At 63.9% G+C, this 20,610-nt stretch carries 20 protein-coding genes; 11 read left to right on the top strand and 9 right to left on the bottom strand.

The genetic code is table 11. The annotated features are described in order from the left end of the window. Nucleotides 1-37: 37 nt before the first annotated feature. Nucleotides 38-1,345 carry a glycoside hydrolase family 57 gene (locus tag ACFSJC_RS04350; protein WP_386023749.1) on the bottom strand — a complete coding sequence of 436 codons (1,308 nt, stop codon included), beginning with the start codon at nt 1,343-1,345 and terminating at the stop codon, nt 38-40. A 397-nt stretch (nt 1,346-1,742) separates the two neighbouring features. Between ACFSJC_RS04350 and ACFSJC_RS04345 the strand changes: the two genes are divergently transcribed. Beyond that, complete coding sequence (locus tag ACFSJC_RS04345; RefSeq protein WP_386023745.1) at nt 1,743-2,201, top strand: DUF2934 domain-containing protein; 459 nt, start codon at nt 1,743-1,745, stop codon at nt 2,199-2,201. A 112-nt stretch (nt 2,202-2,313) separates the two neighbouring features. Here ACFSJC_RS04345 and ACFSJC_RS04340 read toward each other — a convergent pair whose 3' ends face one another. Then, nucleotides 2,314-2,991, bottom strand: a complete 678-nt coding sequence (locus ACFSJC_RS04340; protein ID WP_386023742.1) for a DUF3334 family protein — start codon at nt 2,989-2,991, stop codon at nt 2,314-2,316. 245 nt (nt 2,992-3,236) lie between these two features. Continuing rightward, nucleotides 3,237-3,638, bottom strand: coding sequence for a hypothetical protein (locus ACFSJC_RS04335; protein ID WP_386023739.1), 402 nt, complete (start codon nt 3,636-3,638; stop codon nt 3,237-3,239). 142 nt (nt 3,639-3,780) lie between these two features. On the opposite strand from ACFSJC_RS04335, the gene ACFSJC_RS04330 reads away from it, so the two are divergent. The 3 genes from ACFSJC_RS04330 to ACFSJC_RS04320 all read left to right on the top strand — a co-directional run bounded on the left by ACFSJC_RS04330 (nt 3,781) and on the right by ACFSJC_RS04320 (nt 6,530). Then, a complete protein-coding gene (locus ACFSJC_RS04330; protein WP_386023736.1) occupies nt 3,781-4,965 on the top strand; it encodes an acetyl-CoA C-acyltransferase family protein in 1,185 nt (394 codons plus the stop codon). 156 nt (nt 4,966-5,121) lie between these two features. Beyond that, on the top strand, nt 5,122-6,024 hold the full coding sequence (locus ACFSJC_RS04325) for a TetR family transcriptional regulator (protein WP_386023733.1): 903 nt from the start codon (nt 5,122-5,124) through the stop codon (nt 6,022-6,024). A 98-nt stretch (nt 6,025-6,122) separates the two neighbouring features. After that, nucleotides 6,123-6,530, top strand: coding sequence for an acyl-CoA thioesterase (locus tag ACFSJC_RS04320; protein ID WP_386023730.1), 408 nt, complete (start codon nt 6,123-6,125; stop codon nt 6,528-6,530). 53 nt (nt 6,531-6,583) lie between these two features. On the opposite strand, the gene ACFSJC_RS04315 is transcribed toward ACFSJC_RS04320, so the two are convergent. From ACFSJC_RS04315 to ACFSJC_RS04290, 6 genes are read right to left on the bottom strand one after another with little or no spacing between them, the layout of a single operon-like run. Next, on the bottom strand, nt 6,584-7,009 hold the full coding sequence (locus ACFSJC_RS04315) for a MaoC family dehydratase (RefSeq protein ID WP_386023727.1): 426 nt from the start codon (nt 7,007-7,009) through the stop codon (nt 6,584-6,586). 9 nt (nt 7,010-7,018) lie between these two features. Further along, a complete protein-coding gene (locus tag ACFSJC_RS04310; protein ID WP_386023724.1) occupies nt 7,019-8,671 on the bottom strand; it encodes an electron transfer flavoprotein-ubiquinone oxidoreductase in 1,653 nt (550 codons plus the stop codon). A 9-nt stretch (nt 8,672-8,680) separates the two neighbouring features. Then, on the bottom strand, nt 8,681-10,450 hold the full coding sequence (locus ACFSJC_RS04305; RefSeq protein WP_386023721.1) for an acyl-CoA dehydrogenase C-terminal domain-containing protein: 1,770 nt from the start codon (nt 10,448-10,450) through the stop codon (nt 8,681-8,683). A gap of 13 nt (nt 10,451-10,463) precedes the next feature. Beyond that, a complete protein-coding gene (locus tag ACFSJC_RS04300) occupies nt 10,464-11,393 on the bottom strand; it encodes an electron transfer flavoprotein subunit alpha/FixB family protein (protein WP_386023718.1) in 930 nt (309 codons plus the stop codon). A gap of 11 nt (nt 11,394-11,404) precedes the next feature. Next, a complete protein-coding gene (locus tag ACFSJC_RS04295) occupies nt 11,405-12,157 on the bottom strand; it encodes an electron transfer flavoprotein subunit beta/FixA family protein (RefSeq protein WP_386023827.1) in 753 nt (250 codons plus the stop codon). 2 nt (nt 12,158-12,159) lie between these two features. Then, nucleotides 12,160-13,794, bottom strand: coding sequence for an acyl-CoA synthetase (locus tag ACFSJC_RS04290; protein WP_386023715.1), 1,635 nt, complete (start codon nt 13,792-13,794; stop codon nt 12,160-12,162). 510 nt (nt 13,795-14,304) lie between these two features. On the opposite strand from ACFSJC_RS04290, the gene ACFSJC_RS04285 reads away from it, so the two are divergent. From ACFSJC_RS04285 to ACFSJC_RS04255, 7 genes are all read left to right on the top strand, one after another. Continuing rightward, complete coding sequence (locus tag ACFSJC_RS04285) at nt 14,305-14,658, top strand: metalloregulator ArsR/SmtB family transcription factor (RefSeq protein WP_386023712.1); 354 nt, start codon at nt 14,305-14,307, stop codon at nt 14,656-14,658. A gap of 39 nt (nt 14,659-14,697) precedes the next feature. Next, entirely contained in the window at nt 14,698-15,132 is a 435-nt protein-coding gene (locus ACFSJC_RS04280) for an arsenate reductase ArsC (protein WP_386023709.1), read from the top strand. 3 nt (nt 15,133-15,135) lie between these two features. Then, nucleotides 15,136-16,224, top strand: coding sequence for an ACR3 family arsenite efflux transporter (gene arsB, locus ACFSJC_RS04275; RefSeq protein WP_386023706.1), 1,089 nt, complete (start codon nt 15,136-15,138; stop codon nt 16,222-16,224). Further along, the gene (locus ACFSJC_RS04270) at nt 16,217-17,170 is read left to right on the top strand and encodes a permease (protein ID WP_386023703.1); all 954 of its coding nucleotides are present in this window, start codon (nt 16,217-16,219) and stop codon (nt 17,168-17,170) included. The genes arsB and ACFSJC_RS04270 overlap by 8 nt, the downstream gene beginning before the upstream one ends. Nucleotides 17,171-17,180: 10 nt before the next feature. Beyond that, nucleotides 17,181-17,417 carry a thioredoxin family protein gene (locus ACFSJC_RS04265; protein WP_386023700.1) on the top strand — a complete coding sequence of 79 codons (237 nt, stop codon included), beginning with the start codon at nt 17,181-17,183 and terminating at the stop codon, nt 17,415-17,417. Between the two features lie 174 nt (nt 17,418-17,591). Next, entirely contained in the window at nt 17,592-19,607 is a 2,016-nt protein-coding gene (locus tag ACFSJC_RS04260) for a DEAD/DEAH box helicase (RefSeq protein WP_386023697.1), read from the top strand. A gap of 3 nt (nt 19,608-19,610) precedes the next feature. Next, nucleotides 19,611-20,447, top strand: coding sequence for an SWIM zinc finger family protein (locus ACFSJC_RS04255; RefSeq protein ID WP_386023694.1), 837 nt, complete (start codon nt 19,611-19,613; stop codon nt 20,445-20,447). The last annotated feature ends 163 nt before the right edge of the window (nt 20,448-20,610 follow it).

Raw genomic sequence — 20,610 nt, 5'->3', positions numbered from 1 at the left:
TCTGGTCGTTTGCTGGAAGTGGCAAGAGTGGAGCGGATTAGCGCCCCGTTGAATTCGAATCGTCCTCGATCACCTGGCCCGACACTGGAGCGGCAGATTCCTCCGCCTCCGAAGCCACCGCGTCCTCCACACCAGACTCCAAGATCGGCATTGGTTCCTCGGCGATCGGAACCTCGATTCCAATCTCGGACAGCGCCGCGCGACTGGCGTCGAGATCGGACTCGGCGCGCGGCACCCAATCCTCGCCCCAATAGAGATTGCAGCTGGTTTCGGCGCGCAACAGATGCCACAACGCCCGATCGATGGCCTCGACCTGAGTTCCCTCGTGGATCCCGCGCTCGCCCGCGAACCAACGCGCATCATGGATCGCGCGACTGACAGGCCCGAAATCGGCCGCCGCTCGACGCTGACGCTCCGACCCCATCCATTGAGTGAAATCCTTACCGCTGTGCCAGCCGGTATTCCAGGCCCCGGTGCGCACCCGCACCTCGCCATGAACGCCATGGGTGTCGAGATAGGTGCTGATGAAGGTTGGCGCCACGTTCGAGCCGCCCGCCGACAGACGCTCCAGGAGCGGCAGATAGAAGACGCTCCAGAAATTCGCCCCTTCGGTGACATTGCGGAACCAGCCGCCGTTTTCGCCGTCGGTGCAGGTCGTCACCAGGGGCTCGAAGTCGCACCACTTGGTCCGCTCGGCGACCTCGCCGAGGAACCAGTCCAAATCCATTCCGGACTCCTGTGCGTCCGAAAGCTCGCGATCACGCACCACGACGATGATCTCGTCATCCCCATGACGGGCGATGTGCGGGCGATAGCGCAGTTCCTGCCAACTCATCTCGGTCACCGGCTCGACATGCTCGCTGTCGACCATGACGTATCGGTAACCGAACGACCGCAGCAACGGAATCAGTTCCATCGAGAACCCCATCTCCGGCGGCCAGAACCCCTGAAACCGGGGGCGCCACAGGAGATGGTGGGCGATACCCAGCCAGCGGCGCAGATGCTCGCGCCGATCCGCCTCGGGGATCAGCGGCAACACCGGGTGGTAGTAGCCGGTCCCGACCACCTCGAACAACGACTGGTTCTGGAGGTGCCACAGCAGCGAACCGCAATCGACGATGCCGTAGACCTGCTGCTGAAAGGCCGGATCGGAGAGCGTTTCCAACAGGGTGCCGGAGAGGGACAGATGCACGCGGGCACGGTCCTCATGGCCCCATAGACTTCGAGGAATGCGGTCGAGCGCGAACAGGATCTCCTTGGCCTCCCAGGTCTGATGCTCAAGCAGATCCTGGAGATTGCCGGAAGGTTGGTGGAGATTGAGCACGAGCGCGTGGTGAATCATCATCGTCGTAAGATCCTGGCTGCAATGCTTATGGAGGAGCATATCAAAGGCCGCACGGGAGACCCACCACAACCGCATGAAATCGGCGCCTCGACCGGCGACCAATGGTGTCGGAACTTGGCGATGGAGCGCTTCGATGCTATACCCTCGAAGCAACGCCGAACGGAATGCACCCGATCGGCTCGCAAGACTGCGTCCGAAACGATTCGGCACTATCATTGCTCCAGACGACATCGATCGGAGCCTGATCGATCATCGCAGATGACCGCATGGAATCGCGTGTATTCCAGAACGCCCTGAGCGCACCGCAGACAGCATTTCGAGCGGTCGCTCACACCATTAGGGTACGAACGGCTGAGGCCGAGGGCGAAACCCAGAACTCAAGAGGCAAGCGAGTGACATGGCCGACGAGAAAATCGTAACCAAGAAGACGGCGGCGAAGAAGCCGGCTCCCAAAAAGACGACGACCAAAAAGGTGGCCGTCAGCCAACCCGGCACCGCCTCGACGGCGGCCAAAACAAAAGCCGTACCCAGCAAGCCAACCGCAACCAAGCCTGCAGAACCGAAAGCCAAGAAGGCTGCGGTCAGCGCCGCTCCGAAAAAGACGGCCGTCAAGAAGACCAGCGTCGCGGCCAAGACCAAGACCAAGAGCGCGAGCGTCGCGGATCACACTCAGGGGCATCTCAAGCTGCTGGCCAATCCCTCCGAGCAGCAGCGTACCGCCATGATTCAGGAGGCGGCCTACTACAAGGCAGAGAAACGCAATTTCGGGCCGGGTCACGAGGCAGAGGATTGGGCCGAAGCGGAACGGGAGATCGATGAGCTGATCAATCGCGCAAAGGCGATGACGGGATCCTGAAACCCCCTCTGTTACGCGGGATCGGGAAATGACCCTCTTGGCGAAGGCGCGGCTGCAACCCATGCAGCGCGCCTCGCTCGCACCCCCGCGAAGGCACGGGGGCAACTCTCGCTCATAAGCCCAATTCGTCCAGCAGGTCCTGATCGACCTGCGCTTGCACCTTGGCTGCGTCCGCAGCCGGCTTTTGAGGGGTACGCTGCTCCTCCATGATGCGGTCGGGATCCGACTCCATACTCTCGAAGTCGTGCAGCTTGATGAAGTCGGTCTTGTCCATCGCCAACTCCATGTAGAAGACGTTGCGCCGTTCGGTCGTGAACGCGACACGGCGGGCCTGGGCACGATCGAGATTGGTATCGATACTGACCATCACTTCCTTATTGATGGTGAGCATCTTCGGCTGATTCTGATTGATGGAAACCCGCAACTGATGCCCGACGTTGCCGGTGAAATCGCCCACGATCTGGTTCATCAGCTCGCCGAGCATATTCCCGACCTCGTCCGAGGTGTGCAAGGTCGCCAGCTCGGACTCGGGCATGCCCATGTTCATCATGTAGGCGCGATAGAGCTCCATGGCCGATTGGGAGGAGAAATTCATGATAACCAGGCCGGAAAAGCTGCCGTCGAAGAGCACGAAGCAACCGATATCTGGCCGCAGACAGGTGCGGGTAATCCGCTGCACCATCGGGGAGTAAACGATCTCGGTTCCCGTAGCGGTGGTCAGCACCTTTTTGACGGACCCGCACAACATCAACAGGACGTCATCCGTCGAGAGCGTATTTGTTTTTGCCACCTGTATCCTTCTCTTCTGCAGAATGAAATTCTAGATGGGCGCCCGGCCGTTCACATCCGCGAATGACGCAGGCGAAATCCCGGAGCAATCCAGCGCGGTCGATTCTAAACGCCGCCGGAATGCGCCAGCTCATAATAGATCCTTCTCCCGTTCGTCCTTGAACGTCGCTTCCTTGGCAAAAGACGAACAGTCCTCGGACCAGTTCCCGCGACCGGATGCACTCCTATCCGCCCCGAGCACCTCGATCATACCCGCTCTCGCCATAACGAACTCGCAACCCTTTCGCGCCATCCGATCATGGCCGCTCCGAGCCAATCGACACCAGCCGCGTGTCCGATGGACTGCTCTCGACAGAGCGCAAAACGATCCTGATCGTCGAAGATGGATACCACCTTTTCGCTTCTCAAGCCAGGTCCTGCTCCAGTATCGACCATCGTCACGTCCGCGCCGTCCCGATTGTTGTAACGGATTTCGACCCTGGACACCGTGATGGCGTCCACATCGCAACCCGGCATTAAGGTCTGCGTCGGAATGAACAGGAGCCCAATGAGAACAGGCATCGCAAAATGTTGTTTTAAATAAAATAAAAAGCATTTTTGCGCTTCAAGCTGCCGGATCCAGGTACAATCTCCGACCTTTCCGAGCACGGCGGCCCGACGTATCCGACGAGAGGCGCAACAGCGCGTCGAATCGCGGGCATCACGTCAGGATGGAGAGAGGAAGCACAGCGCCTCCTTGCTTGTGGCTACGGAGGCGTCAATCAGATCGTCGAAATGGAGACAGATGCTCATGTCAACACCTAATGTCGTCATCCTCAGCGCGGCGCGCTCGCCTATCGGCACCTTCGGCGGCTCGCTGAGCGGGATGGAACCCACCGAACTCGCCGGGATCGTCATGAAAGAGGCCGTCGCACGCTCGGGCGCCGACCCTCAGCAACTGCAATACGTCACGGTCGGAAACTGCATCCCCACCGAGGCGCGCTATCCCTACGTCGCCCGCGTCGCCTCGATCCAAGCCGGGCTACCGATGGAATCGGTGGCCATGGCGGTCAACCGGCTGTGCGGCTCGGGCATGCAGGCAATCCTCAGCACCGCGCAGGCGATCATGACGGGCGAGTGCGAATTCGGGCTCGGCGGCGGCGTCGAGGTGATGTCGCGCGGTGCCTATCTCTCGTCGTCGATGCGATCGGGCGCGCGCATGGGCGATACCCAGATGATCGACGCCATGGTTGCCACCCTGACCGATCCATTCGGCGTCGGCCACATGGGCGTCACGGCCGAAAACTTGGCCGAGAAATGGGGCATCGACCGCGAGGAGCAGGACCGATACGCGCTGGAGTCGCAGCGACGCGCCAGCGCGGCCATCGCCGAGGGACGCTTCGCCGCGCAGATCGTTCCCATCGAGTTGGAGTCGCGCAAGGGTGTCACGGTCTTCGACACCGACGAGCACCCTCGACCGAACGCCACCATCGAGGCGCTGGCCAAGATGCGCCCCGCCTTCAAGAAGGACGGCACCGTGACCGCCGGCAACGCCTCCGGCATCAACGACGGCGCTGCCTTCCTGGTGCTGGCCGAGGCCGAGGCGGCCGAACGCGCGGGCTACCGTCCGATCGCCCGCCTGGTGTCGAGCGCCGTGGCCGGCGTACCGAACCACATCATGGGCGAGGGGCCGATTCCGGCCAGCAAGAAGGCGCTGGAGCGCGCCGGGCTGTCGCTCGACCAAATGGACGTCGTGGAGTCGAACGAGGCGTTCGCGGCACAGGCGATCGCAGTCGCCCGAGGGCTCGGACTGGATCCTGCCAAGACCAACCCCAATGGCGGAGCCATCGCCCTAGGCCACCCGGTTGGCTGCACCGGGGCCTTCCTGGCGACCAAGGCGATCTATGAACTGGAGCGTATCGGCGGCCGCCATGCCCTGGTCACCATGTGCATCGGCGGCGGCCAGGGGATCGCCGCCATCTTCGAACGACCCTGACCCCATCGCCATCCAGAGGCCGTCAGACGCCCGCTCCATGCCTGAGGACGGGCGCCGGACGGCGCTACCGACAAACTAGCTTGTCAAACGCTAGAATAAGTAGTTTTATGCTCTAGGGTCGGTATTCGCCGCCACTCACCCGGAAAACGAGCAGACATGAAACAGGCACGCAGACGCCCCTGCGCATCGTCAGAGACCAGCGTCATCGAGACCGAGATCTTGCGCCTCGCACGCGAGCGGCCCGAACTCGGACAGGCCGGCATCGCCAAGACGCTGCGTGCCCGCAACCTTAAGATCTCGGCCTCCGGGGTACGCTATATCCTCCAGCGCCACGGACTGGAAACCACGTTCAAGCGGCTCCAGGCCCTCGCCGAACAGTCGAGCGACGGCATCGAAGCGCTGACCGAGCAGCAACGCCAATACCTCGCTCGCGGCACACTCACCCAAAGCTTGATCCGCCCGCCGCCCTCGCAACCCCAGGACGGCGAGAGCGATGATCCCATCGACCGCCGACAGATCGTCCTCAACGCCGCCGCCCAGCTCTTCTCGGAGAAGAGCTACGAAGGCACCTCGATTCGCGACATCGCCGCACGCGCCGGCCTGCTGCCCGGCTCGGTCTATCACTATTACGCCTCGAAGGAAGAACTCTTCATCGAGGTCCATCGTGAGGGGATCGCCCAGGTCAAGGCGCGCATCGAGAGCGCCATCGCCCAATCGACCGATCCCTGGGAACGACTGCGCATCGCCTGCGAGGTGCATTTCGCCGGCATCCTCGAAGGCGCCCCGATCGACCGCATCGCCGGACGCAACCTGGCCCTGACCGGCAAGGTCGATCTGCTCAAGCGCACCACGCCCTACCGCAACGACTACGAGAGCGTCTTCCGCGACCTCGTCGATGCACTGCCCGCCGCGCCCGGTACGGATCGCTCGCTGTTGCGCCTATTCCTGCTCGGAGGCATGAACTGGGGCTGTCTCTGGTACCGTCCAGGCGGCACGCGTAGCCCGGAGGAAATCGCCCGCGTCATGCTCGACATGGTTCGGCGCGGAGTGCAGGAATAGCGCCACGCTCCGACACACTGATCAGATCCCGGTTCTTTCATCCACCCGAGTTCCGCCAGCATCTAGGCGAGCGACTCGCCAACCAAGACATGCGCCTCATGAGCTTCAGAGTCACCAAAAACGTCCGCTTCTCACACTGCGATCCCGCCGGAATCGTCTTCTATCCGCGCTATGCCGAACTCTGCAACGAGGTCGTGGAGGACTGGTTCCGCGACGACCTCGGCATCAGCTTCCGCGCACTGCAGGAAGAACACCGACTCACCATCCCAGCGGTGAAGCTTGAGATCGAGTATCTGGTTCCGAGCGTCTATGGAGATATGCTGGAGTTCGCCCTGTCCGTCGAGGCCATCGGCAACAGCTCGGTTCAGCTCGCGGTGAGCGCCTGGAACGGCGAAGAGGAACGGGTGCGGATCCGACTCAAGATCGTCATGGTGTCGCTGGAAGACCTGCGACCGATCCGGGTCGACGAGGAATGGCGGGAGCGTTTCTCCCGATTCATGCGTTAGAACCCCATCGATCGGGATCGCTTCCCGATCGATGGCGACAGAGACAACCCGACTCAGGTGCTCGCGGTATCCTTCAGCCAAGGCACATACATCACCGCCTCGCCCGTGATCAGGGTCTTGCCCTCGGCGTCGACGCATTGGGTGCTGAGGGTGACGATGGGCTTGCGCTCGTGGATGGCGGTGATCTCGACGCTCGCGATCACCTCCATGTCCAGAAAGACGGGCGCCTTGAACTGCAAGGTCTGCCCCATGTAGATGCCGCCGTGACCCGGCAGATGCTCGCCGAGCAGGGCCGAGAAAAGGCTGCCGACCAGCGCGCCATGGACGATCCGCTGCTTGAACTGGGTCCCGGCGGCATAGTCGGGGTCCAGATGAATCGGATTGTGGTCGGTCGACAGTTCGGCGAACTGACGCACGTCGGCATCGGTGAAGCGCCGCGTGATGGTCGCCTTGTCGCCGATCTTGAGCTCACGAGCCATGTTCGTTCCTCACATGTTGGGATAGTTGGGACCGCCGCCGCCTTCGGGCGCGACCCAGGTGATGTTCTGTGCCGGATCCTTGATGTCGCAGGTCTTGCAGTGGACGCAGTTCTGGGCGTTGATCTGCAAACGCGGCCCTGCCCCATCGTCGACGATCTCATAGACCCCAGCCGGACAATAACGCTGCGCCGGTTCGTCGAACTCCGGCAGATTGCGCGTGATCGGGATACCCGGATCGGCCAGATGCAGATGACAGGGCTGATCCTCTTCGTGGTTGGTGTTCGACAGGAACACCGAACTCAGTTTATCGAAACTCAGCACGCCGTCCGGCTTGGGATAGTCGATCGACGGACAGTCACTGGCCGGGCGCAGCCGCGCATAGTCCGGCGTGCGGTCGTGCAGCGTAAAGGGCAGCTTGCCGCCCAGCAGGTTCTGATCCAGATAGTTGAGCGCGCCGCCGCTCAGGAGCCCCAGGCGATGCAACGCCGGAGCGAAGTTGCGGGTGGCGTACAGTTCCTCATGAACCCAGGAGCCGCGCAGACGTGCGTCGAACCCGGCCAGATCCGAACCGCCCTGATCCCCGGCGCCGATCGCCTCAACGATCTCTTCCGCCGCCAGCATGCCGGTCTTGAGCCCCGTATGCGTGCCCTTGAGCTTGGCGACGTTGAGCGTACCGGCATCGCAGCCGACCAGCAGACCGCCGGGGAAATGCAAGCGCGGCAGCGCATTGAAGCCGCCCTTGGCGAGCGCGCGCGCACCGTAGGCGACACGCTTGCCGCCCTTGAGATAGCGCGCGATCACCGGATGCTGCTTCACACGCTGGAATTCGTCGTAGGGGCTGAGCCGGGGATTGTCGTAGTCGAGGTCGACGATCAGACCCACGGCGATCTGGTTGTTCTCCTGGTGATAGAGGAAGAACCCGCCGCTGGTGCCGTTCTGTAGCGGCCAGCCCGCGCCATGGACCACCAGCCCCGGCTCGTGCAGGGCCGGATCCGCATCCCACAGCTCCTTGAAACCGATCCCGTAATGCTGCGGGTCCGCCCCGGCCGCCAGGTCGTAGCGCTGTTGCAGCACCTTGCCGAGCTGACCGCGGCAGCCCTCGGCGAACACCGTGTAGCGCGCCAGCAGATCCATGCCGGGGGTATAGCTGTCCTTGGGCTCGCCGTCGGCACCGACGCCCATATCGCCGGTGGCGATGCCGATCACCTGCCCCTGGTCGCCGAACAGCACCTCGCTCGCCGCGAATCCGGGGAAGATCTCGACGCCCAGCTCCTCGGCCTGGGCCGCCAGCCAGCGACAGAGATTGCCGACGCTGGCGATGTAGTTGCCCTCATTGTGCAGGGTGCGCGGAACCAGTGCCGACGGAAGGCTCCAGGCATTCTGGTCGTCGCGCAGCAGATAGACCTGATCGCGCGTGACCGGCGTGACCAGCGGCGCCTCCCGCTCCTTCCAGTCGGGGAAGAGTTCGTCGAGCGCCCGCGTCTCGATCACGGCGCCGGAGAGGATGTGCGCCCCGACCTCGGAGCCCTTCTCCACCACGCAGATGCTGAGGTCGAGCTGCCGATCGCTGGAGAGTTGCGCCAACCGGCACGCCGTCGCCAGACCGGCCGGACCGGCACCGACGATGACGACATCGAACTCCATGGATTCGCGTTCGCTCATGATGAACTCCTAGAACTGGTCGACCGTCAGGGCCATGATGCTCTCGCTGCCAGCCAGCACGGCCGCCAGGCAGGACTGGGTGCGCGGCAGCAGATGCTCGCAGTAGAAGCGCGCGGTAGTCATCTTGGCCCCAAGGAAAGAGGGATCGCCCTCGCCCGCCTCGCTCAGGGCGCGCGCCTGCAGCGCCTCGCGCGCCATCAGCCAGCCGCCGCACAGATAGCCGAACAGCATCAGGAAATTGAAGCTCGCGCTGCCCGCCAGATCGCGGTTGGCGCCGGCCTGCTCCAGAATCCAGGCACGCGCCTTCACGCCATGCGCCAGGGACTGGTCGAAGGCCGCGACCAGGCTCGCGTCCGGATAGCCGCTGGAGCGCAGCGCCTCGGCGGTCGACTGCATCTCGTCGAGCAGCAGCTGCAGCGCCTCGCCATTGTTGGACAGCGTCTTGCGGCCGATGAAATCCTGCGCCTGGATGCCGGTCGTGCCCTCGTAGATGGTCAGGATGCGCGCGTCCCGATAATGCTGAGCCGCGCCGGTCTCCTCCACGTAACCCATGCCGCCGTAGACCTGGATGCCCAGCGAGGTCAACTCCTGAGACATCTCGGTCAGCCAGCCCTTGACGATGGGCGTGAAGAGCTCCAGACGCGCGAAGTGGCGCGCCTTCTCGGCCGTGTCGCTCGCATAGCGGAAACGGTCGACCTCGGCGCTGGCCACCATCGCCAGGGCACGCATGGCCTCGGTCGCGCTCTTCATCGTCATCAGCATGCGGCGCACGTCCGGATACTCGATGATGGCGATGCGCGAACCGTCGCGCCGGGTGCCCTGCAAACGCTCCTGGGCGTACTGGAGGGCGCCCTGATAGGCGCGCTCGGAGATGGAGAGCCCCTGCAGACCCACCGCCTGGCGGGCATGGTTCATCATGGTGAACATGTAGGCCAGGCCCTTGTTGGGCTCGCCGACCAGATAACCGATGGCCGCGTCGAACTCCATGACGCAGGTCGGGCTGCCGTGGATGCCGAGCTTGTGCTCCAACGACAGACAGCGCACCTGGTTGGGCGCGCCGAGGTCGCCGTTCTCCTCGACCAGCACCTTGGGCACGATGAAGAGCGAGATGCCCTTCACGCCGGGAGGCGCATCGGGCAGGCGCGCCAGCACCAGATGCACGATGTTCTCGGTCATCCGGTGATCGCCCCAGGTGATGAAGATCTTCTGACCGCTAATGCGGTAGTGATCGCCGTCCGGAATCGCCTTGCACTTGATGGCCGCGAGATCCGAACCGGCATCCGGCTCGGTCAGGTTCATGGTACCGGTCCATTCGCCGGTCGCCAGGCGGGGCAGATAGAGCGCCTGGAGCGTCTCGTCCGCATGGTGGGCGATCGACTCCATCGCCCCCTGACTCAGCATGGGACAGAGCGCGAAGGCCATGTTGGCCGAATGCCAGATCTCGTTGACAGCGGTATTGAGGGCGTTGGGCAGATTCTGTCCGCCGAACTCCTCGGCCACCGAGAGCGAAAGCCAGCCGCTTTCGGCGAACTGACCGTAGGCCTCCTTGAACCCTGGCGTCTCCTCGACGCCCTGCGCGTCCATCCGGGCGCCCTGCTGGTCCCCTACCCGATTCAGCGGCGCCAGCACCTCCGAGCCAAGCTTGGCGGCTTCCTCAAGGATGGCGACGGCCAGATCGGCATTGACCTCTTCGAGTCCGGCAGCGGCACAGAGCGCATCGAAATCGACCAGATGACGCAGGACGAACTCCGCGTCCCGGTAGGGGTGGACATAACTCATGGTGAATTACCTGCTAGAGACTTTCGATCAGTTCGGGCAACGCGGTGAAGAGGTCCGCGACCAACCCGTAATCCGCGACCTGGAAGATGGGTGCATCGGGATCGTTGTTGATGGCGACGATCACCTTGGACTCCTTCATGCCGGCCAGATGCTGGATGGCCCCCGAGATGCCCACGGCGATATAGAGCTCCGGCGCGACCACCTTGCCGGTCTGTCCCACCTGCATGTCGTTGGGGACATAGCCCGCATCGACCGCCGCACGCGAAGCGCCAACCGCCGCGCCAAGCTTGTCGGCGAGCTGGTACAGGTGCGCGAAGTTGTCCGCCGAGCCCAGACCGCGACCGCCGGAGACCACGACGCGGGCCGAGGTCAGCTCGGGGCGATCGGACTGCACCAACGCCTCGGAGACGAAGCGGGTTCCGCTCGCCTCGAAGACCTGCGACAGCGACTCGATGGCGGCACTGCCGCCCGAGGTCTCGACCGCCTCGAAGGAGGTCGTGCGCACCGTCATCACCTTGATCGGATCCGAGGACTGGACGGTGGCGATGGCGTTGCCGGCGTAGATGGGACGGCGGAAGGTGTCGGGGCCGACCACGGCCATGACATCCGAGATCTGCTCGACCCCCAACAGCGCGGCGACGCGCGGCATGAAATCCTTGCCGGTGGTGGTGGACGGGGTCAGCAGGTAGCCGTAGCCCTCGGCCAGATCCACGACCAGCCGGGAGAGGTTCTCGGCCAGATGATGACCGTAGGCCGGCGCGTCCGAGACCAGAACCTTGCGCACGCCGGGAATGGCCGCCGCTGCGGTGGCGACGGCCTGACAGTCGCTGCCGGCGACCAGCAGGTCGACGTCCCCGCCGATCTGAGCGGCTGCCGCGAGGGCGTGCAGAGTGGCGGATTTGAGCGTTTGGTTGTCGTGCTCAGCGATGACGAGAATGCTCATGTTCGATCCCCTCACAGCACTCGGGCTTGGTTCTTCAAGGCGTCGACCAGCGCAGCCACCGACTCGACCATGACGCCGCCATGGCGCTCGGCCGGCGGCTCGACCGACAGCAGTTTCAGACCGGCCGACGGCGTGACGCCCAGCGTCTCGGGACTGGTCTGGGCCAGCGGCTTGCGCTTGGCCTTCATGATGTCGGGCAGCTTGACGTAGCGCGGCTCGTTGAGCCGCAGGTCGGTGGTGACCACCGCCGGCAGCCTGAGCGCGAGGGTCTGCAGACCGCCGTCGATCTCGCGCGTCACCTCGGCCTCGTCGCCCTCGACCGTCAGCTTGGAGGCGAAGGTCGCCTGGGGATAGTCCAGCAGGGCCGCCAGCATCTGACCGGTCTGGTTGTTGTCGGAGTCGATCGACTGCTTGCCGAGCAGGACCAGACCGGGCTGCTCATCGCGCACCACCTGGGCCAGCAGACGGGCGATGCTGAGCGCGCCGAGATCGGTCTCGGCCGTCTCGACCCAGATGCCGCGATCGGCACCCATGGCCATGGCCGCGCGCAGTTGGTCCTGGACCGCCTTGGGACCGATCGAGACCACCACGACCTCGCTCGCCGCACCGGATTCCTTCAGCCGGACGGCCTCTTCGACCGCGATCTCGCAGAAGGGATTGATGGACATCTTGACGTTGGCCAGATCCACATTGCTGTGATCCGGCTTGACGCGCACCTTGACGTTGTAGTCGATGACGCGCTTGACCGCGACCAGTACCTTCATTGTCATGATTCCTCTTTCGCCCACTGGCGCAGGATGAATTTCTGAACCTTACCCGTCGAGGTTCGCGGCAGATCCTTGAAGACGATCTTCTTCGGCACCTTGAAATGGGCCATGTTCTCGCGGCAATACCGGATGACCTCTTCCTCGGTCATCTGCGCATCCGGGATCAGGGAGATGAAGGCGCAGGGCACCTCGCCCCACTTCTCGTCGCTCATGGCGACGACCGCCACGTCCTGAATCGATGGGTGCCGGAACAGGATCTCCTCGACCTCGATGCTGGAGATGTTCTCGCCGCCGGAGATGATGATGTCCTTGGAACGGTCCTTGATCTCGATATAGCCGTCCGGATGACACACCGCCAGGTCGCCCGAATGGAACCAGCCGCCCTGGAAGGATGCGCGGGTGGTCTTGGGATTCTTCAGATAGCCCTTCATGACCACGTTGCCGCGCATGAAGATCTCACCGATCGTCTCGCCATCGCGCGGGACCGGCTTGAGGGTCACCGGATCGCCCACCATGAGCCCCTCCTGCATCGGCACCCTCACGCCCTGGCGCGCCTTGAGCCGAGAGCGTTCCTGCATCGACCTGTCGTCCCAGTCGTCGTTCCAGGCACAGACCACGCAGGGACCGTAGGTCTCGGTGAGTCCGTAGACATGGGTCACATCGAAGCCCATCTCCTCCATGCCCTGGATCACGGACGCCGGCGGCGGCGCCCCGGCGGTCATGACCTTGACGGTGTGATTCAGCCCTTCCTTCAGCTCGGCCGGCACGCCGATCAGCATGCTGAGCACAATGGGCGCGCCGCAGAGATGATCGACCTTTTCCTGCTTGATCAATTCCATCAGATGCGCCGCGCGCACGTGACGCACGCAGACGCTGACGCCCGAGACCGCCGCGACCGTCCAGGGGAAACACCAGCCGTTGCAGTGGAACATCGGCAGCGTCCAGAGATAGACGGCCCGGTTGGGCATCCCCCAGGACAGCGCATTGCTGACCGCGTTGAGATAGGCGCCGCGATGGTGATAGACCACGCCCTTGGGATCACCGGTGGTTCCGGAGGTGTAGTTGAGACTGATGGCGTTCCATTCGTCTTCCGGCCCCTTCCAGGCGAATTCCGAGTCGCCTTCGGCGAGGAACTGCTCGTAGGTCATCTCGCCCAGGAGTTCGCCGCCCTCGAAGGTCGGATCGTCGATGTCGATGACGATCGGCCGGCTCTTCATCTGCGCCAGCGCCTTGCCCACCACCGGCGACATCTCGCGGTCGGTGATCAGCACTTTGGATTCGGCATGCTCGAGAATGAAGGCGACGGTGGAGGCGTCGAGACGGGTGTTGATGGAGTTGAGCACCGCGCCCAGCATGGGAATGCCGAAATGGGCCTCGAAATGCTCCGGCAGATTCGGGCACATGATGGAGACGGTATCGCCGGCCCCGACCCCGCGCCGCGCCAGCGCGCTGGCGAGCAGGCGACAGCGCCGATAGGTCTCGCCCCAGGAACGACGCACCTCGCCGTAGACGACGGCGGCCTTGTTCGGATAGATGGATGCCGCCCGCTCGATGAATGTCAGAGGGCTTAAGGGTTCGTAGTTGGCGGCGACCTGATTCAGGTCCTGCCCGTAAATATTGCCTGACGCAGACATTTTTAATTGAGCTCCAAATGACATGAGGGGATTGCCGTCCCTGCGGTACATCGAGACGGTTCCGGTTCTTCTTTGCATTCGAACAGCAACCTGATCGCGATCCCGCCGGTGACGGATCGCGAGCCGCTTGCGTTAGGCCAGCATCCTCATGGCCTAGAGTCGCCTCCGCAGAGGCCGCGCCACCCAAGAGACCGCATGAACCGGCCTCTCCTCCTGCTCGCTTCGTCACCTGAGAAAACCACGAGAATCCTCGTCGATCGGTACCTGCACGCGCCGACGCAAGCCCTCATCGCTCGCATGGATCTGCTTGGAGACCCGACCCGGGACCTAACCTCGCAAGCTATCACCGGATAACTATCTTGTCAAACGCTTGACCAACTAGTTTAAAAGCCCCGAATCATGGCCTGCTGCCGCCACCTCAGACAGCGACTCGACCGCAAGGTCGCACCCAGTGTCGAGACACCAAATATTCGGTTGTCGATATATATCGATTCCGATATATTTTCAGGCATGGACACCAAACCACATCAGCTTTTCACCGCCCTCGGCAACGAAACCCGGCTACGCTGCCTGATGCTGCTCGCGGCCCAGGGCGAACTCTGCGTCTGCGAACTGACCCACGCCATCGGCACCGCCCAGCCGCACATATCCCGCCATCTGGCGCAACTGCGCGAGCTCGGGCTGGTGCTGGACCGCCGCGAGGGACTCTGGATCTATTACCGGATCCGCCCGGATCTGCCGAGCTGGGTGTCGAGCATCCTGCTGGAGACCCAGAAGGGGATTGGCGACGCCCTACCCTACGCCGAAGACGTGCACCGGCTCGCCATGATGCCGAACCGACCATCCGCACCACGTTGCGCCTGAAACGTCACCAATACACCAACAAGCGCAGGGGAAATACGCATGCCCACAGCACCCAAGACCGTCCTGGTCCTCTGCACCGGCAACGCCTGCCGCTCGCAGATGGCCGAGGTCATTCTCAATCGGGACCTGGCCGGCCAGGTCCGCGCCCTGTCGGCGGGCACCCGCCCCCAGCCCAAGGTCGCGGACGGTGCCATCGCGGCGCTGGCGGACGCGGGACTGCCGACCGAAGGGCTCTATCCAAAGGATATCGATGCCGTCATCGACACGCCGATCGATCTGGTCGTCACCGTCTGCGACAAGGCCAACGAGAGCTGCCCTCTCTTTCCGCGTCCGGCTCCACGCATCCACCTGCCCTTCCACGATCCGCACGGAGAGCCGCTGGAGTCCTTCATCCAGGTGCGCGACGCCATCCGCGCTCGACTGGTCCCGGCCGTGATCGAGGCGCTGGATCTCAACGCGACCGAGTCGGAGTAGCGCATGTCCGTTCAGTGCGACATCTCTACCAAACGCGCATCCGGTGCGCCCATGAGCGTCTTCGAGCGCTGGCTGACCCTCTGGGTCGGACTCTGCATCCTGGTCGGCATCGGATTGGGTCAATGGATACCGACCCCGTTCCAGTTTCTCGGACGGCTGGAGATCGCCCAGGTCAACCTCCCCGTGGGCCTGCTCATCTGGGTGATGATCATCCCCATGCTGATGAAGGTCGACTTCGGCGCACTGCATCAGGTCCGCTCGCACTGGAAGGGCATCGGCGTCACCCTGTTGGTCAACTGGGCGGTCAAGCCCTTCTCGATGGCGCTGCTGGCCTGGATCTTCATCCGAGGACTCTTCGCGCCCTGGCTGCCGGCCGAACAGCTCGATTCCTACGTCGCCGGTCTCATCCTGCTCGCCGCCGCGCCCTGCACGGCGATGGTCTTCGTCTGGAGCCGGCTCACCGGCGGTGATCCCTACTTCACCCTGTCGCAGGTCGCGCTCAACGACGCCATCATGGTGTTCGCCTTCGCGCCCATCGTCGGGCTGCTGCTCGGACTGTCCTCGATCGTCGTGCCCTGGAACACCCTGCTGACCTCGGTCGTGCTCTATATCCTCATCCCGGTGATCCTGGCCCAGATCTGGCGCCATCGGCTGCTCGCCCAGGGCCAGGCGCGTTTCGACGCCACCCTCGATCGCCTCGGCCATGCCTCGATCCTCGCCTTGCTCGCGACCCTGGTGCTGCTGTTCGCCTTCCAGGGCGAGGCCATCATCGAGCAACCCCTGATCATCCTGCTGCTGGCCGTGCCCATCCTGATCCAGGTCTTCTTCAATTCGGCCCTGGCCTACTGGCTCAACCGCACCGTCGGCGAGCAGCACAGCGTCGCCTGTCCCTCGGCGCTGATCGGTGCCTCCAACTTCTTCGAGCTGGCGGTCGCGGCGGCCATCTCGCTGTTCGGCTTCGAGTCCGGCGCGGCGCTCGCGACCGTGGTCGGCGTCCTGATCGAGGTGCCGGTGATGCTGCTGGTGGTGCGGCTGGTCAACCGGACCCAGGGCTGGTACGAGCAGGGTCGCGCGGTGTCCGGCCATGTTTGAGTCCTTCGGAAATCTGATCGCCTTCCAGATCCTGCGACTCGGCCCCGAATCGCATCTCGGTGCGGCCGTCCAGTTCTTCGTCATGGACCTGACCAAGATCTTCGCCCTGCTGGTCATCGTCATCTATGTCATGGGACTGCTGCGCGCCATGCTCTCGCCCGAACGGGTCCGCGCCTTCGTGCGTGGCCGACCCGACTGGCAGGCGCGCGGGATGGCGGTCACGCTCGGCGCAGTCACACCCTTTTGCTCCTGCTCCTCGGTGCCGCTCTTCATCGGCTTCGTCGAGGCTGGCATCCCGCTCGGCGTGACCTTCTCCTTCCTGATCGCCAGCCCGATGATCAACGAAGTCGCAGCGGTAATTCTGGTCGGCGTGCTCGGCTGGAAGCTGGCGGCGCTCTACGTCCTGGCCGGACTGCTGGTCGCCTGGTTCGGCGGCATCGCCATGCAGGCGTTCCACCCCGAACGCTGGGTCGAGGACTATGTCTGGAAGATCCGCATGGGTGAAACTGGCACGATCGAAACCGACCGCAGCCTGCTCGGGCGGCATCGCTATGCGCTCGGCGAGGTCCGGGAGATCGTCGGACGCATCTGGATCTGGGTGCTGATCGGTATCGCGGTCGGCGCGCTCTTCCACGGATTCGTCCCCGCCGCTTGGGTGACGGCCCATTTGGGCGGTGACGATTGGTACAGCGTTCCGCTGGCCGTGCTACTGGGCATCCCGCTCTATTCCAACGCCACCGGCATCATCCCGGTGGCCGAGGCGATGCTGACCAAAGGGGTCGCGATCGGCACGACCCTGGCCCTGATGATGAGCGTCGCCGCGCTCTCGCTCCCCGAGATGCTGATCCTGCGCAAGGTCATCCGCTGGCCGGCACTCGCCCTGTTCGCCGGCGTGCTGGCCGTCGCCTTCACGGTCGTCGGCTGGACATTCAATCTGATCGCTTGAGGTATCGAACATGAAGACATTCAAGGTATTGGGCGGCGGCTGCCGCAACTGCGAGGTCACCGCCAACCTCATCACCCAGGCCGCCAAGGAGGCCGGCGTCGAGATCCAGCTCGACAAGGTCACGGATATGGCCGAGATCCTCGGCCATGGGGTCATGTCCACGCCCGGCGTCGTACTGGACGGCAAGGTCGTGCACGCCGGCGGCATCCCTGGGCCGGATCAGGTGCGGGACTGGGTCAAGGGCTGAGCATCCCCATCGAGCCCGTCGCGCACGGGCTCGATAGCGCGACGACGACTCCCTCCATCCAATCGTCCCAACCGGTGACAAGCGTCGGCGCTCGCGATAGGCAAGCAGGCGCACCGCCAGCTCGGCGCCGATTTCGAGACTCAGGCGCTGCTCGACCTGGGACTCGCCGCCCGCATGCTGCCCAGTCTCTGGGCGGGGCTCGACACCGCGACGCCCGAATCGGTGACACTCGACCTGGACGCCGCCTTCCGCTTCCTCAAGGAGGACGCCTGGATCCTGGAAGATGCCGGCTTCAAGGTCATCGTCCCCGCCTGGTGGACCCCCAAGGGACGACGGCGGGTGCGCATCCGGCTGCGTTCCAACCCACAGAGGGAGAAGGCCTCGGGCAGCGCAGCCGGGGCCGACATCCTCAGCCTCGACAACCTGATCCAATACCGCTACCAGCTCGCCATCGGCGACGAGACGGTGAGTGAGGACGAGTGGCAACGCCTGGTCGACGCCAAAACCCCATTGGTGCGCTTTCGTGGCCAATGGGTCGAGCTGGATCGCGACCAGATGCAGGAGATGCTCGCCTTCTGGCGCGCGCACGGCCAGGAGACTGCCGAGATGGATCTCCAGTCACTGCTCCAGCGCACCGCCACCGATGATCTCTTCGAGGTCGACCGCGACGATGCCCTGGCCGACATGCTCGAAGGACTGCGCAACCGCAGCCGTCTGGAGCCGATCGCCGACCTCCCCGACCTCAACGCCGAGCTGCGCGATTACCAGAAACGCGGCGTCGGCTGGATCGGCCTCCTGGAGCGCTTGGGGCTCAACGGCTGTCTGGCCGACGACATGGGTCTCGGCAAGACGATCCAGGTCATCGCCCGGCTGGTCCAGGAGCGCGGGGACGGCGCAGCGCCCGCCCCGACCCTGCTGATCGCCCCGACCTCGGTCATCGGCAACTGGCAAAAGGAGGTCGAGCGCTTCGCCCCGCAACTGCCGGTGCTCATCCATCACGGCAGCGGACGCGCCGCTGACACCAAGACCTTCAAGCAGGCGGTGGCGGGCAAGGCGCTGGTCGTCACCTCCTACGCACTGGCGCGTCGCGATCAACCGATGCTCACCGCGATCGACTGGCACCGGGTGGTGCTCGACGAGGCCCAGAACATCAAAAACCCCAAGGCGGCCCAGACCAAGGCCATCGGCAAGCTGCGCGCCACCCACCGGCTCGCCCTCACCGGCACCCCGGTCGAGAACCGGCTGATGGATCTCTGGTCCATCCTCCACTTCCTCAATCCCGGCTATCTCGACACCCAGGCACGCTTTCGCAAACGCTTCGAGCTGCCGGTGCAGCGCGACCAGGATCCGGTCCAGACCGCGACCCTCAAACGTCTGGTCGAGCCCTTCATCCTGCGTCGGGTCAAGACCGACAAGGCGATCATCCGCGACCTGCCGGACAAGATCGAGGCGATCCAATACTGTAACCTCGGCAAGGAACAGGCGGCACTCTACGAGGGCGTGGTGCGCCAGGTCGAGCGCGACCTGGAGGAAAAGGAGGGTATCGAGCGCCAGGGACTCATGCTCTCCACGCTGATGCGGCTCAAGCAGATCTGCAACCACCCGGCCCAGTTCCTCCAGGACGGCAGCCCCTTCAGCCCCGAGCGCTCGCACAAGCTGCAACGGCTCCAGGAGATGCTGGAGGAGGTCATGGCCGAGGGCGACAGCGTGCTCATCTTCAGCCAGTTCACCGAGGTCGGTGCCGCGCTCGAACGGCTGCTGCGCCAGGAATGGCGCTTCAACAGCTTCTATCTGCACGGCGGCACCTCACGCAAGCGCCGCGAGGAGATGATCGCCAACTTCCAGGATCCAGCGACCGAGCCCTCCGTCTTCGTGCTCTCGCTCAAGGCCGGCGGCGTCGGCATCACCCTGACCAAGGCCAACCACGTCTTCCACTTCGACCGTTGGTGGAACCCGGCGGTGGAGGACCAGGCCAGCGACCGCGCCTTCCGTATCGGCCAGGAAAAGACCGTCTTCGTGCACAAGATGGTCACCCTGGGCACGCTCGAAGAGCGCATCGACGAGATGATCCGCAGCAAACAGGCGCTCGCCGGCGCCATCGTCGGCAACGACGAATCCTGGCTCGCCCAGCTCGACAACGAACGCTTCAAGGCGCTCATCCGGCTCAATCGCGACGCAGTGGTGGACTGACAGATGGCACAACAGGGCAAGACTTGGTGGGGACAACGCTTCATCGCCGCGCTCGAAGGCTGCATGGACCGCGGGCGTCTACAGCGCGGACGCAGCTACAGCGGCGACAACCGCATCCTGAGCTTCGGCATCGAGAAGGCGCTGGTGAGCGCCACGGTGCGGGGCAACGTCAACGCCTATTTCGGCGTCTACAAGGAGCCGCAATACAAGACCCAGATCCGCCTGTCCCCCATCCCGGACAAGGACTGGGACACGGCCATCGCCACGCTCGGCAGCAACGCCGCGCTGGTCTCGCAACTGCTCTTGGGCGAGATGCCCGAGCGCATCGATCAGGTCTTCGCTGGCATGCGCCTGAACCTGCTGCCGCAGAGCCGCAAGGACTTCGCCCTCACCGACTGCTCCTGCCCCGACTATGCCAATCCCTGCAAGCACATCGCCGGGGTCTATTACCGATTGGCGGGACAGCTCGATAGCGATCCCTTCCTGCTGTTCGAGCTGAGAGGGCTGTCACGGGAGCGACTGCACAAGGCGCTGAGCAAGACCCCGCTGGGACAGGCACTGGTGTCGATGATGGACGAGCGGGTGGAGGCAGCGGAGCCGGCAGAGTCCTTCTTCACCCGACCAAAGGGTGCCGAGTCGGCACCGAACTATCGGGATTTCTGGACTGGCGGAAAGCGACTGCCGACCGAGATCGAGCCGGCCACCCCGCCGGTCGTGTCGGGGATTCTGGTGCGAAAGGCAGGGGATTTTCCGGGGTTTTGGGAGAGGGATAATTCGTTTGTGGAGGTGATGGAGGAGTTTTACGAACGTGTTCGAGGGAAGAGCAAAGGGGTTTTGTAGAGATACCACACATGGGTCGAATCGGATCCCTCGCCCGATTCTGGCCCGAAAATCCCCTTCAATATCAACTTATCCTGTCACGCACGCCCTGAGATGTGCTTTTCGGCCCAGTTATCAAGCGCATTCGCCCGGATTAGTCGGAGATATCCGGTTATCAGAGCGT

This window comes from Thiorhodococcus fuscus (assembly GCF_042682685.1).
Lineage (GTDB): Bacteria > Pseudomonadota > Gammaproteobacteria > Chromatiales > Chromatiaceae > Imhoffiella > Imhoffiella fuscus.
This window is presented reverse-complemented; position numbering and strand designations above follow the sequence as displayed.